Origin of the sequence: Histophilus somni 2336 (assembly GCF_000019405.1) — a bacterium.
GTDB lineage: Bacteria > Pseudomonadota > Gammaproteobacteria > Enterobacterales > Pasteurellaceae > Histophilus > Histophilus somni.
The window spans coordinates 302,189-315,788 of the sequence record NC_010519.1 but is presented as its reverse complement, the minus strand read 5'-3'; the positions used below and the strand labels follow the sequence as shown (position 1 = coordinate 315,788).

General features: G+C 36.6%; 10 protein-coding genes and 1 other RNA gene. 6 read left to right on the top strand and 5 right to left on the bottom strand.

All coding sequences use genetic code 11. The annotated features are described in order from the left end of the window. Positions 1 to 150 precede the first annotated feature (150 nt). Complete coding sequence (gene der, locus HSM_RS01500) at positions 151 to 1,686, bottom strand: ribosome biogenesis GTPase Der (RefSeq protein ID WP_012341158.1); 1,536 nt, start codon at positions 1,684 to 1,686, stop codon at positions 151 to 153. Positions 1,687 to 1,816: 130 nt separating this feature from the next. Beyond that, positions 1,817 to 2,350, bottom strand: coding sequence for a ribosome biogenesis factor YjgA (gene yjgA, locus HSM_RS01495; protein WP_012341156.1), 534 nt, complete (start codon positions 2,348 to 2,350; stop codon positions 1,817 to 1,819). A gap of 146 nt (positions 2,351 to 2,496) precedes the next feature. Between yjgA and pmbA the strand changes: the two genes are divergently transcribed. Next, positions 2,497 to 3,849, top strand: a complete 1,353-nt coding sequence (pmbA, locus tag HSM_RS01490) for a metalloprotease PmbA (RefSeq protein WP_012341155.1) — start codon at positions 2,497 to 2,499, stop codon at positions 3,847 to 3,849. A gap of 65 nt (positions 3,850 to 3,914) precedes the next feature. Here the strand turns inward: pmbA and purA are convergent, their stop codons facing one another. Beyond that, positions 3,915 to 5,213: an adenylosuccinate synthase gene (purA, locus tag HSM_RS01485; RefSeq protein WP_012341154.1), complete on the bottom strand. Its 1,299-nt coding sequence runs from the start codon at positions 5,211 to 5,213 to the stop codon at positions 3,915 to 3,917. A 500-nt stretch (positions 5,214 to 5,713) separates the two neighbouring features. Here purA and HSM_RS01480 point away from each other — a divergent pair, with 500 nt between their 5' ends. Both HSM_RS01480 and uidA read left to right on the top strand, forming a co-directional pair. Further along, positions 5,714 to 6,742 (top strand): sugar kinase, encoded by a 1,029-nt coding sequence (locus HSM_RS01480; protein WP_012341153.1) that lies wholly within the window; start codon positions 5,714 to 5,716, stop codon positions 6,740 to 6,742. A gap of 21 nt (positions 6,743 to 6,763) precedes the next feature. After that, positions 6,764 to 8,554 (top strand): beta-glucuronidase, encoded by a 1,791-nt coding sequence (gene uidA / locus HSM_RS01475; RefSeq protein WP_012341152.1) that lies wholly within the window; start codon positions 6,764 to 6,766, stop codon positions 8,552 to 8,554. A gap of 317 nt (positions 8,555 to 8,871) precedes the next feature. Here the strand turns inward: uidA and ssrA are convergent. Both ssrA and HSM_RS01470 read right to left on the bottom strand, forming a co-directional pair. Beyond that, positions 8,872 to 9,238: a transfer-messenger RNA gene (gene ssrA, locus HSM_RS10510) on the bottom strand. Positions 9,239 to 9,363: 125 nt separating this feature from the next. Continuing rightward, a complete protein-coding gene (locus HSM_RS01470; RefSeq protein WP_012341151.1) occupies positions 9,364 to 9,969 on the bottom strand; it encodes a hypothetical protein in 606 nt (201 codons plus the stop codon). A gap of 405 nt (positions 9,970 to 10,374) precedes the next feature. On the opposite strand from HSM_RS01470, the gene gdhA reads away from it, so the two are divergent. From gdhA to upp, 3 genes are all read left to right on the top strand, one after another. Continuing rightward, positions 10,375 to 11,724, top strand: a complete 1,350-nt coding sequence (gdhA, locus tag HSM_RS01465; protein ID WP_012341150.1) for an NADP-specific glutamate dehydrogenase — start codon at positions 10,375 to 10,377, stop codon at positions 11,722 to 11,724. A 193-nt stretch (positions 11,725 to 11,917) separates the two neighbouring features. Beyond that, positions 11,918 to 12,745 carry a class II glutamine amidotransferase gene (locus HSM_RS01460; RefSeq protein ID WP_012341149.1) on the top strand — a complete coding sequence of 276 codons (828 nt, stop codon included), beginning with the start codon at positions 11,918 to 11,920 and terminating at the stop codon, positions 12,743 to 12,745. A 139-nt stretch (positions 12,746 to 12,884) separates the two neighbouring features. After that, on the top strand, positions 12,885 to 13,511 hold the full coding sequence (gene upp, locus HSM_RS01455; RefSeq protein WP_011609495.1) for a uracil phosphoribosyltransferase: 627 nt from the start codon (positions 12,885 to 12,887) through the stop codon (positions 13,509 to 13,511). Positions 13,512 to 13,600: the final 89 nt, after the last annotated feature.

Here is a 13,600-nt window from a genome sequence, read left to right as displayed (position 1 = left end):
TTTGTGTGGGAAGGCTTTAATATAAAAGATAAAAAGTTGAAAGTTTATTGAATTGGGAAATATTTGCGAGAGAGATCGCAAAATAAGAAAAAATATAGAGGCAAAGTGCAGTGATTTTGGGCGGATATTTTCCGCCCATTTATATTATATTTATCGCTGTTTTGATTTTTTGATAAATTTCATCAAACGTTTACGTTTACGCAACTGATTTGGTGTCAGTTTATTACGACGCCCTGCGAACGGGTTGTTTCCTTCTTGGAACAATAAACGAATCGGTGACCCAATAATTTTTAAGCTACGACGGTAATAGTTAGATAAATATCGTTTGTAGCTGTCCGGCAAACCTTCGATTTGATTGCCGTGTACAACAATAATTGGTGGATTATACCCGCCTGGATGTGCATACTTTAGTTTAATTCTGCGTCCACCTATCATTGGCGGTTGATGTTCATCTGTTGCCATTTGTAGAATGCGGGTTAGTAATGACGTTGTCATTTTTTTTGTAGCACAAGCATAAGCCTCTTTTATACTGTCAAATAAATTGCCTACACCACTACCATGTAGAGCAGAAATAAAATGAACACGTGCAAAATCAATAAAGTCTAAACGACGATCCAATTCAGACTTGACTTGATCTTTTATATCTTGATTTAAACCGTCCCATTTATTGACAACAATGACCAAGGAACGACCGGTATTTAAAATGAAACCTAATAACGATAAATCTTGATCGGATATGCCTTGACGAGCATCAATCGTCAACAAAATAACATTCGCATCTTGAATAGCTTGTAATGTTTTGATAACAGAGAATTTTTCTACTGTTAAATGAACTTTACCACGTTTGCGTACACCGGCCGTATCAATGAGAGTGTATTGCTGACCATCTCGCTCCATCGGAATATAAATGCTGTCTCGAGTGGTCCCCGGTAAGTCATACACCACTACACGATCTTCACCTAAAATGCGGTTAGTTAGTGTTGATTTTCCTACATTTGGACGACCCACAATGGCAATTTTGATATTTTTATCTTCACTTTCTTCTTGTTCTTCTACAAGAGCCTCATCAAGTAGCTGTATATCTTCTTCACTATTAAAATTAAAATCTTTTTCCCATTCTTCCGCACTTTCATCTGAATTTTCTACCGCACTTTCTGAATGCTCTTCTGCGTTAGCTAAACTTAGCTTGTCGGCAACAGGTGGCAAAACTTTTTCCATTAATGCACTTATACCGCGTCCTTGTGATGCCGCAATTTTTTCAATTTCACCCAAGCCTAGTTGATAAAACTCTGCACAATGAGAATCTGCATCAATACCATCGGTTTTGTTTGCCACAAGTACAGTAGTTTTATTTTGGCGTTTACGCAAATATTGAGCAATACCAACATCCGCAGAAGTTAAGCCAGCACGAGCATCTACAAGAAATAAAACAATATCGGCTTCTTCAATGGCAAGTAAGGATTGCTCCGCCATTTTTTCCTCTACGCCTTCTTCCGTCCCATCAATACCTCCCGTATCAATCACAATAAAGTCATAACCATTGAAATGTGCTTGACCATATTTTCGATCCCGAGTAAGACCGGGAAAATCAGCCACTAAAGCATCACGAGTACGTGTTAGACGATTAAATAAAGTCGATTTACCGACATTAGGGCGACCGACTAGAGCAACTACTGGAGTAGTCATAATAAACCTCTTTGGTTTTTTTACATTATTAGGTACGTTATATCAAAAATGTCCGCCATTATAGCGGATTTTGGTACATGTGAAAAATAGCAGATAAACGTTAATGCACTTTAACATGCGGATTTTCATGTTAATCTTCCAAAATCAGATCTTTCAAATATTGGAAAATTTCTCGGTATGATTTAGGTGGTTTGTTTTGTTCCCGCTCTTTTTGTGCTGAACGAATTAGGTTATGTAAATGTTGGCGATCTGCATGAGGATACTGTATTAATAGCTCTGTAAATGCACTGTTGCCTTTTTGAACCAATTCATCTCGTAATAATTCTAATTTATGTAATTTTGCTTGTTGCTGCTGATGTTTATTTTCAATTTTATTTAACGCTTCTTGGATTGGTTCCGGATCAATGGCTCGCAAGAGTTTGCCGATATATTGAATTTGACGGCGAAGAGCTTCTTTTTGCAAACGTTGTGCAAGTTCGACCGCATCACGCAACCCTGTGTCTAATGGTATTTTATCCAAATTTGTTTTGGTTAAATTGACGAGTTTTTCACCTAATTTTTTCAAAGCTTCCGCATCACGTTTTATTTCACTTTTACTCACCCAAATAATTTCTTCTTGTTCCTCATCTTCCCAATTAAACACTTCTTCTTTACATTTCGCCATGATTTATTCCTATTTTCCTTATGTAAAATTCGGCGTATTTTAGCATAACTTCACATTTTGCCGAAATGACATAGTATTTGTGGTTAGCGACAAATTTGAAAATAAGCTAAAATAGCCAAAATTTCTGTTTAATAAAAAGGCTTATAATGATAACTCAACAAAATTCCACCGCACTTTTAAAGCAACAAGAGCAAATGTTACAAGATGCTGTAAGCTATGCAATTAAAACTGCTACGCAAGCAGGTGCAACAGCAGAAGTTGCAGTTACAAAAGTCAATGGTTTATCCGTTTCAACTCGTTTACAGGAAATTGAAAATGTAGAATTTAACAATGATGGTGCTTTAGGTATTTCCGTTTATTTGGGGAATCAAAAAGGAAATGCCTCAACTTCGGATTTAAGCCATACCGCAATAAAAAGTGCGGTAGATTCCGCCTTAGCTATTGCGAAATATACCTCTCCGGATGATTGTGCAGGGTTAGCTGATAAGGAATTAATGGCATTTGATGCACCGGATTTAGCACTTTATCATGAGTTTGATATTGATGTTGATCATGCCGTTTCATTGGCTTTGCAAACAGAGAAAGCCGCTTTAGATTATGATAAACGCATTGTAAACAGTGAAGGTGCAACATTTAATTCGCATACCGGTGTGCGAGTTTATGGTAATAGCCACGGCATGTTACAAAGCTATTTATCAAGTCGTTATTCTTTATCTTGTTCTGTGATTGCAAGCAGCAATGAACAACTTGAGCGAGATTATGAATATACTGTTGCACGTAATATTCAAGAGTTGGAAAGTGCGGTTTGGGTTGGCGAAAATTCTGCCAAAAAAGCACTATCTCATTTACAACCGAGAAAAATTCCAACTCAAGAAGTGCCGGTTATTTTTATGAATAGTGTGGCAACCGGATTGATAGGACACTTGGCAACGGCGATTAGTGGTGGAAGTTTATATCGTGATTCCAGTTTTTTACTCGATCATCTAGGTAAAAAAATATTACCTGATTGGTTTCATATTAGTGAAAGACCGCATTTGATTGGCAAACTTGCTTCAACACCTTTTGATAGTGAAGGTGTTCGTACGAAAAATTTAGAAATTATCGAACAAGGTATTTTACAAACCTATTTGCTGACAAGTTATAGCGGTCGAAAATTAGGTATGCAAAGTACAGGACATGCAGGTGGAATTCATAACTGGCTGGTTAAGCCAAATTCACAAAATTTAACCGCACTTTTACAAGAAATGGGAACAGGTTTATTGGTCACTGATTTAATGGGACAAGGGGTTAATATTATTACCGGTGATTATTCACGTGGAGCTTTTGGATTTTGGGTTGAAAATGGTGAAATTCAATATCCTGTATCGGAGATCACTATTGCCGGGCAATTAAAAGACATGTTTGCAAATATTATTGCGGTTGGTAACGATATTGAATATAGATCGAATATTCAAACAGGTTCGATTTTGTTGGAAAAAATGAAGATTTCAGGAAGTTGATTGAGATAAAAAAGTGGCTTAATTCATTTCTGAATTAAACCACTTTTGTCTCTATTATTTATGATTTACACCGCAAAAGGATCGTTTAAAATCATAGTTTCAACACGATCAGGACCTGTCGAAAGAATCGCGATAGGTACGCCCGTAACTTCCTCAATACGTTTAATGTAATTACGAGTATTTTCCGGTAACTGATTAACATCTGTTATACCAAATGTATTTTCTTGCCAACCCGGTAAGGTTTCATAAATCGGCTCTACACCTTCCCAATCTTTTGCCGCTAATGGTGCATATTCAGCAATTTCACCATTAGGCATTTTGTAGCCAACACAAATTTTGACTTCACGAAATCCATCTAATACGTCCAGCTTGGTCATACAAAAACCGGAAATAGAATTCGTTTGGATTGCTCGCTTAATAGCAACAGCATCAAACCAACCGCAACGACGTGGTCGACCGGTTACGGCACCAAATTCATTTCCTTTCCGTGCAATTTCCGCTCCCACTTCATCAAATAATTCTGTTGTGAATGGTCCCCCACCAACACGAGTACAATAGGCTTTAATAATACCTAAAACATAATCAATATGACGAGGACCAAAACCTGCTCCAGTGGATACACCACCAGCAGTTGTGTTAGAACTGGTTACATAAGGATATGTGCCTTGGTCAATATCCAACATTGTGCCTTGAGCACCTTCAAATAAAATGTTATCGCCATTTTTACGAGCAACGTCTAAAATTGTCGTCACATCTGCAACCATAGCTGTGATAATATCTGCCACTGCAAGTACTTCATCCAACGTTTTTTGATAATCAACAGCCTCAACCTTGTAATAATTAACTAACTGAAAATTATAGTAATCTAGAATATTTTTTAATTTTTCGGCGAATGATTGTTTATCAAACAAATCGCCAACACGTAAGCCTCTACGAGCGACTTTATCTTCATAAGCCGGACCAATACCACGTCCTGTGGTACCGATTGCTTTATTGCCTAAAGCTGACTCACGAGCTTTATCCATTGCAACATGGTAAGGAAGAATTAACGGACAAGCCTCGGAAATTAACAAACGTTCACGAACATTAATCCCACGACTTTCTAATTCCCCCATTTCTTGCATTAAGGCTGTCGGTGAAAGAACAACCCCATTTCCAATCAGACAGGTTACGTTTTCACGTAATATACCTGATGGAATTAATCTAAGAACTGTTTTTTCACCATTAATAATCAATGTATGCCCCGCATTATGCCCACCTTGATAGCGAACCACATACTTAACTCGATCTGTTAATAAATCAACGATTTTGCCTTTCCCTTCATCGCCCCATTGAGCACCTAAAACAACAACACTTTTTCCCATAAATTCCGCCTTAAAAGCTATTTTTGTAAGTGAATGAATAGTGGGCTACTTTACTATTTTCTGTCGTTAATCTCAATTTAAATTACTAATTTCTGTTAATATTTCTATGGCATAAATGATAATTTTTACTGCATTTCTAAAATAATTCTTTTGCTGGCTATCTTTGAACTTATTTAATCAACACTTGTAAAGTATTTCTAAGGACACACCAAAAGACACCGCACTTTTGTCACTCCACACTACAAAAAACAAAAAAGATTTTTCTAAACATCTTATAAAGAAAATATGCTTGTTTTTTTAAAACATCACTGCATTGAAGATTATCGACAAATCAATGCGAATAACAATCTAATAATCTAATAGATATTAAGAATTCTAAATAAGCAGTCTGTTACGATGATGATATAACTTATTTTTTACTGTAGCCCACTTTCTTGTACTAAAAAACATAATATCGTGTATACTACTTTTAGCACAACCCATCAAGATGGAGGTTTTAGTTGAAAACAGTAGTTTCTTTAGGTGAAATCTTGTTACGGTTATCACCACCACAGTATCAAACCCTAACACTGACAACCAGTCTAGAATGTCAATTTGGCGGTTCAGAATTAAATGTTCTTTCAACCTTGGCACAATTAGGACACAACGTTTCTCTTATATCTGCCATTCCGGATAATGATTTAGGTAGGATGACGAAAAACTTTCTTTTTTCTCGTCAAATCAATCAGGATTACATTTTGGAAAAAGGGCAACGTCTAGGGATTTATTATTACCAGAAAGGCTTTTCCTTACGTGCCAGTCGGGTAACTTATGACCGAAAACACTCTGCTTTTTGGGAATCTCAACTGAGTGATTATGACCTAGAGTCTGTATTCAAAGGAGCCGACTGGTTTCATGTGTCTGGCATCACTCCAGCGTTGAATGATAACCTTTATAGCTTAACCCATTATTTGATGACCAAGGCTAAAGCAGAGGGACTCACTGTCTCTTTTGATTTAAATTTTAGAGCAAGTTTATGGAACTCTTTCCAAGAGGCAAGAGAATTATTGTCCCCTCTTGCCGCTCTAGCAGATGTTTGCATTGGAATTGAGCCGTTAAGTCTTTCCGGTGATGGGCAAGGAGATTTAAAAGACCAATTAGGTTTAACAAGACCTTACGAAGATCAAGAATTATTAAAAAGCATTTTGGATAAATTAGCTAAAACTTATAGCGTGAAAAGCTTTGCTTTTACTCAAAGAGAAATGGGACATACTAATGAATATCTATTGAAAGGCTATTTATATCAGGATGGTCATCTTTATCAGACAGACAAATCAGGCATTCAAGTGTTAGACCGTGTTGGTACTGGAGACGCTTTTACAGCGGGAATTATTCATGGCATGCTTAAAAAAGAAAGTCCTGAAAAAAGTTTGGCCATTGCTATGGCAAGTTTCAAGTTCAAACATACCATTGAAGGCGATATTAATGTGATTTCTCAAGCAGATATTGATCAATTGCTAGATGAGACTTCCCACGAGATTAAACGTTAAGAAACACAAAGGAGAAAATATATGTTATATCCAACGTTAACAAAAACAAGAAGTTTATATGACCTTAGTGGTTTATGGCAATTTAAACTAGGAGAGCATAATCCCGAAAAGGATTTATCACCAGAAGAAGTGATGGTAGTACCAACTTCCTTTAATGACGTGGTGGTTGACAAAGATAAGCGTAATTATATTGGAGATTTTTGGTATGAGCGTTGGGTGGATATTCCCAAATTAGCGGAAAATGATGAGTTAGTTTTACGCTTTGGTTCGGTAACTCACAATGCCAAAATTTATGTTAACGGTCGAGAACTTGCTTCTCATAAAGGTGGATTCACTCCGTTTGAGGTAATTATTCCAGAGGAGCTTTACCAAGAAAATCAAATAAAAATCTCTGTCTGTGCCAATAATATCTTAGATTACACCACCCTTCCTGTTGGTAATTACATTGAAGAGACTCAAGAAGATGGCAGTATTAAAAAAGTGGTTAAAGAAAACTTTGACTTCTTCAACTATGCAGGAATTCATCGCCCAGTAAAATTAATGGTACGTCCTAAAATTCACATTTCAGATGTTACCATCGTCAGTGAGCTTTCAGATGACTTAAAGACGGCAAAACTTTCTATTGCTGTTGAAACATCAAAGGCAGTTGACACAATCCAAGTAACTATTCTTGATGAAGATCGTCAAGTAGTTGCACAATCAAGTAACGGGCATATCACTCTCGAACAAGTACGCTTATGGGAAGTTTTAGATGCTTATCTTTATACCGCACATATTGAGCTACTTGTTGATGGTAAAGTTGTTGATACCTATGATGAGCCATTTGGTGTACGTAGTGTTCATGTGGCAGATGGTCAATTCTTTGTCAATCAAAAACCTGTTTATTTTAAAGGTTTTGGAAAACATGAAGATACTTTTATCAATGGTCGCGGTTTAAACGAAGCAGCAAACTTGATGGATATGAACCTTTTGAAAGAAATTGGTGCCAACTCTTTCCGAACCTCACACTATCCTTATTCTGAAGAAATGATGCGTCTTGCAGATCGCATGGGAGTTTTGGTAATTGATGAAATTCCAGCCGTTGGACTTTTCCAAAACTTTACCGCTTCTCTTGATTTAAATCCCAAAGATAACGGAACTTGGTCTGCTATGAAAACCCGAGAAGCACATGAACAAGCGATTCAAGAATTGGTAAAACGTGATAAAAATCACCCTTCAGTTGTCATGTGGGTAGTAGCAAATGAACCAGCCAGCCATGAAGCAGGTGCTCATGATTATTTCAAACCATTAGTTGCTCTTTATAAGGAATTGGATCCGCAAAAACGTCCTGTTACCTTAGTCAATATTTTACTGGCAACGCCAGAGCGTGATGAAGTAATGGATTTAGTAGATGTCATTTCTTTGAATCGATACTATGCTTGGTATGTAGATCATGGTGATTTAGCTAAAGGAGAAGCTGGACTTCGTCAAGAGTTGTTAAAATGGCAAAGTAAATTCCCAGATAAACCAATTCTTATGACAGAATATGGTGCAGATACTTTACCTGGCTTACATTCTATGTGGGATATTCCTTATACCGAAGAGTTTCAATGTGATTTTTATGCTATGAGCCATAGTGTTTTTGACAGCATCCCTAATCTTGTTGGGGAACAAGTATGGAATTTTGCAGACTTTGAAACAAACCTTATGATTTACCGTATACAAGGAAACCATAAAGGGCTTTTCTCACGCAATCGTCAACCAAAACAAGTCGTTAAAGAATTCAAAAAACGCTGGACCGCTATTCCAAACTACAATTACAAGAAAAAGTAATTTAATTTGGAGATAAAAACGAGAAGCTAGTTATGATATAACTAGCTTCTAATAGAGTTAATTAGTCAAATTTTAACATCGCCAAACTTAGTTTTTCAGAACAACCCTTAGCCATCAATTAGTAAATATTTTTCTTTCGGTTTTTCTTTAACATCTTAACAAGATGTGCCATAAACCTTCTAAAAGCCAAATAAATTTTGTTAATAAAATTAAGTTGTTAACAAATTTCACTAAAAAGATTAAAAACAAAAAGTTACGCCAAAATTGGCATTTTCAATGCGGTTCAAAATGTCTAGAAATTTTCTTTTCGAATGATATGGTGGAGCTGGGGGGAGTTGAACCCCCGTCCGAAATTACTCTACCTTCAGTCCTACACGTTTAGTCTAATCTTTAATTTCGTAAATTGACTGCGGACAGACACGCCATCAAAAAACTAGCTTTATTCAATTTAATGCTTCGATCCTAAAGCGGCGGCTTCAACACGATCTCGTTTGGATTTGACTCCACTTTATCCCCGTCTTACGAGCGAAAGCTAGGGAGTGAAGGCTATGAGCAGGTTATTAAGCTGCTAAAGCGTATTGTTCGTCGTTTGCGACTATTGTTTTGCGGTTTATTTACGAGGCCTACCGCACCTCGACGTGCACCTTGGGCTTCGCTAATTCCGTCGAATCCAAAATCAGCCCCAAAATTCTGACTGATTCTAACAAATTTGGATAAAAAGACAAACTTAATCTCAATTTATAAAGAAAAAAGGCTAGAAAACAATCATTCTAGCTCTAATCATTAAAGAAAATCTAACCCAATATAGACTATTTTTCTACTGCACTTTTTATCTCAGTCGCCATCTCTTTAACTTCCATTACTTTTTCTGACATAGCTTCTTTAGCTGCTTCAACTTTTTCAGCCGCCATCGCTTTAACTTCCGTTACTTGTTCTGACATAGCTTCTTTAGCTGCTTCCACTTTTTCAGTCGCCATCTCTTTAACTTCCGTTACTTGTTCTGACATAGCTTCTTTAGCTACTTCAACTTTTTCAGCTGCCATCTCTTTAACTTCCGTTACTTGTTCTGACATAGCTTCTTTAGCTGCTTCAACTTTTTCAGCTGCTATCTCTTTAATTTCCGTTACTTGTTCTGACATAGCTTCTTTAGCTGCTTCAACTTTCTCAGCTGCTGTCTCTTTAATTTCCGTTACTTGTTCTGACATAGCTTCTTTAGCCGCTTCCACTTTTTCAGCTGCTGTCTCTTTAACTTCCGTTACTTGTTTTGACATAGCTTCTTTTGTTTCAGCAATTGCTGTTGATACACTTTCTTTTGTACTTTCTGCTTGCTGAGAAACGTTGTTGTCTTTATCAAAACAACCAGTAACAGTTAAACTCGTGCCTAATACTAATGCTGTTAATAGTGCTTTTTTCATAATAACTCCTAAAGTAAAAATAGCTGCAAAATAATTTGCCCATATAGTGTGTAATAAATTTCTTCAAAATGAAACTAATATTTACATTTTTTACTTAACATATAAAGATAAACATAGTCTCCAGTTTTTATTTTGCTGTAAATTCTTCAATTTAGAATATATAAGTGCGGTAGTTTTTTCCTCCTGCTTTTTGATATTACTTCTATCAACCCAACCAAAATCAAAATAAATTTAAAATATATACAATTATTTTAAATAAAATTTAATATTTAAATAGTTTTTTAATTTTTTTTAATAATTTTAGTTGCAATGTTTTGATATTTTATTGCATATTAATCGTGGGCTGATAAAGGCTCTCTATATAAATAAGCAAACAAAACATTTCAATTAAGAAGGAAACAAATTATGTCAGCAATCGTATCGTTAGAAGATTTTTTAGCAAAAGTAGAACAACGTGACGGTCATCAACCAGAATTTTTGCAAGCAGTACGTGAAGTATTCACTTCCATTTGGCCATTTTTAGAGAAAAATCCAAAATATCGCTCTGAAGCTTTATTGGAGCGTTTAGTTGAGCCGGAACGTGCATTTCAATTTCGTGTCGCTTGGACAGATGATAAAGGTCAAGTGCAAGTAAACCGAGCATTCCGAGTTCAATTCAATAGTGCGATTGGACCGTTTAAAGGTGGAATGCGTTTTCATCCATCTGTAAATTTATCTATTTTAAAATTTTTAGGCTTTGAACAAATTTTCAAAAATGCTTTAACTACCTTACCGATGGGGGGAGGTAAAGGTGGTTCCGATTTTGATCCTAAGGGTAAGTCAGATGCGGAAGTCATGCGTTTTTGTCAAGCATTAATGTCTGAATTATATCGTCATGTCGGTGCAGATACCGATGTACCGGCAGGTGATATCGGTGTAGGTGGACGAGAAGTAGGTTATCTTGCAGGATATATGAAAAAATTATCTAACCAAGCAGCTTGCGTGTTTACCGGTCGAGGTTTGTCATTTGGTGGCAGTTTAATTCGTCCGGAAGCAACAGGTTATGGTTTAGTTTATTTTGCTCAAGCTATGCTTGCTGAAAAAGGACAATCTTTCGCAGGGAAAACAGTTGTAGTTTCCGGTTCAGGTAACGTTGCTCAATATGCTATCGAAAAAGCCTTGCAGTTAGGGGCAAAAGTTGTCACTTGTTCTGATAGCTCCGGCTATGTTTATGATCCTGAAGGCTTTACACAAGAAAAATTGACCGCACTTTTAGATATTAAAAATGTAAAACGTGGTCGTGTTAAAGATTACGCTGAACAATTTGGTTTGCAATACGTGGAGGGAGCTCGTCCTTGGGGAGTGAAAGCGGATATTGCACTACCTTGTGCAACCCAAAATGAATTGGAATTATCCGATGCACAACAATTGATCGCCAACGGGGTTCAACTTGTTGCAGAAGGTGCCAATATGCCAACAACAATTGAAGCTACCGACGCATTCTTGGAAGCAGGCGTTTTATTTGGACCTGGTAAGGCGGCAAATGCCGGTGGCGTTGCAACTTCCGGTTTGGAAATGGCACAAAGCTCACAACGTTTATACTGGACAGCTGAGGAAGTTGACGAAAAATTACACCGTATTATGTTGGATATTCATGCAAATTGTAAAAAATACGGTACTGTCGAAGGGCAAAAAAATATTAACTATGTTGTAGGTGCAAACGTTGCAGGCTTTGTTAAAGTAGCTGATGCAATGTTAGCACAAGGTGTTTACTAATCCTTATCATTTTATATTAAACCTTCTTATTTGCTTACCGCACCTTGTGAAAACTTGGTGCGGTAAGTTTTTTTAGCTATTTTATGTAACTAATTGATCTAAGATCCATGTTGATTTTTAATCTGTATTTTTGTTAAATTCATACTCATTGTGTAGATAAAAAGACATAAAATTGGGTTAAATGAAATAAATTATGTGTCAACTTTTAGGAATGAATTGTAATACCCCAACAGATATTGTTTTTTCATTTGAGGGATTTCGTCGAAGAGCAGGATTAACTAATTGCCATTCCGATGGTTTCGGAATTGCCTTTTTTGAAGGAAAAGGAATTCGTGTTTTTCGCGACAATCGTCCCGGACATTCTTCTCCCATTGCTGATTGTATTAAACAATACAACATAAAATCTTTAAATGTTGTTGCACATATTCGTAAAGCAACACAAGGAGAAGTCAATATTGAAAATACTCACCCTTTTATTCGTGAACTTTGGGGAGAAAATTGGGTTTTTGCTCATAATGGCAACTTAAATTCATTACCCGATATGACAGAAAGTCTTTTTCAACCGATAGGCTCGACGGATTCCGAAACAGCATTTTGTTATATGCTTAGCCAACTAAAGAAACGTTTTCCCAAAAAGCCTAATGAACAAGATATGTTTAGTGCAATTCAAAAACTCACACAAGAATTAACACGGAGAGGCACATTTAATTTTATCCTATCTAATGGTGAGTGGATGATGGCCCACTGTTCAACAAATTTACACTATCTCACTCGTAAGGCACCTTTCGGAAAAGCACAACGCATAGACGATGATAATATTATTGATTTTCGTGACTATGCAAAAGAAACAGATAAAGTAACAATTATTACAACGTTCCCACTTACCAAAGATGAACATTGGAATAAAATGGAATCTGGCGGTTTTGTGATGTTTAAAGAAGGTGATAAAGTAGCAGAAATCTTAGGCATAGAGTCTGAAATTATTGATGACGGCACGCTAGGCATGCAACAGTTTGCCTAAGGTAAAATAAATATTCTGCATCTGCATATTGCAGTTTTTTATTAAAACATTCTTTCAATACTATTAATTTTAATCAAGATCATTTAGAATTCCGCCGTTTGGATTTTTTTTACATAATCGATCAATAAGGAAGCATGCGATGAAAATTGTTGAAGTTAAACATCCACTAGTAAAACATAAACTAGGTTTGATGCGAGTTGCAGATATTACTACAAAAGATTTCCGTGAATTAGCCACTGAAGTGGGAAGCCTGTTGACTTATGAAGCCACATCAGATTTAGAAACTGAAAAAGTGATAATTGATGGTTGGTGTGGTGCTGTTGAAATTGATCGAATTAAGGGTAAAAAAGTCACTGTCGTTCCTATTCTTCGTGCCGGATTAGGTATGATGGACGGCGTATTGGAACATGTTCCAAGTGCCCGCATCAGTGTAGTGGGTATGTATCGTGATGAAGAAACTCTAGAACCAGTTCCTTATTTTCAAAAATTAGCAAGTGATTTAGATGAACGCTTAGCAATTGTTGTTGATCCTATGTTAGCCACTGGGGGTTCTATGATTGCGACTATTAATTTATTAAAAGCAAAAGGTTGTCAGCATATTAAAGTCCTAGTCTTAGTTGCTGCACCTGAAGGGATCAAAGCTTTAGAGGCTGTACATCCTGATGTTGAATTATATACTGCATCAATTGATAGCCATTTAAATGAGCATGGCTACATTATCCCAGGGTTGGGTGATGCAGGTGATAAGATTTTTGGTACGAAATAAGACCAAAATACCAAGCGGCAATTAATGCCGCTTTTTTCCGCGTAATCTATTGGAAAATAGACCGCACTTTTAGTTAATTCAGACAGAGA

Excerpts from the sequence above, each read along its gene's own strand:
- der (WP_012341158.1), bottom strand. The coding sequence starts at position 1,686 with ATGACTACTCCAGTAGTTGCTCTAGTCGGTCGCCCTAATGTCGGTAAA.
- purA (WP_012341154.1), bottom strand. The coding sequence starts at position 5,213 with ATGGGAAAAAGTGTTGTTGTTTTAGGTGCTCAATGGGGCGATGAAGGG.
- HSM_RS01470 (WP_012341151.1), bottom strand. The coding sequence starts at position 9,969 with ATGAAAAAAGCACTATTAACAGCATTAGTATTAGGCACGAGTTTAACT.
- gdhA (WP_012341150.1), top strand. The coding sequence starts at position 10,375 with ATGTCAGCAATCGTATCGTTAGAAGATTTTTTAGCAAAAGTAGAACAA.
- upp (WP_011609495.1), top strand. The coding sequence starts at position 12,885 with ATGAAAATTGTTGAAGTTAAACATCCACTAGTAAAACATAAACTAGGT.
- uidA (WP_012341152.1), top strand. The coding sequence starts at position 6,764 with ATGTTATATCCAACGTTAACAAAAACAAGAAGTTTATATGACCTTAGT.
- HSM_RS01460 (WP_012341149.1), top strand. The coding sequence starts at position 11,918 with ATGTGTCAACTTTTAGGAATGAATTGTAATACCCCAACAGATATTGTT.
- pmbA (WP_012341155.1), top strand. The coding sequence starts at position 2,497 with ATGATAACTCAACAAAATTCCACCGCACTTTTAAAGCAACAAGAGCAA.
- yjgA (WP_012341156.1), bottom strand. The coding sequence starts at position 2,350 with ATGGCGAAATGTAAAGAAGAAGTGTTTAATTGGGAAGATGAGGAACAA.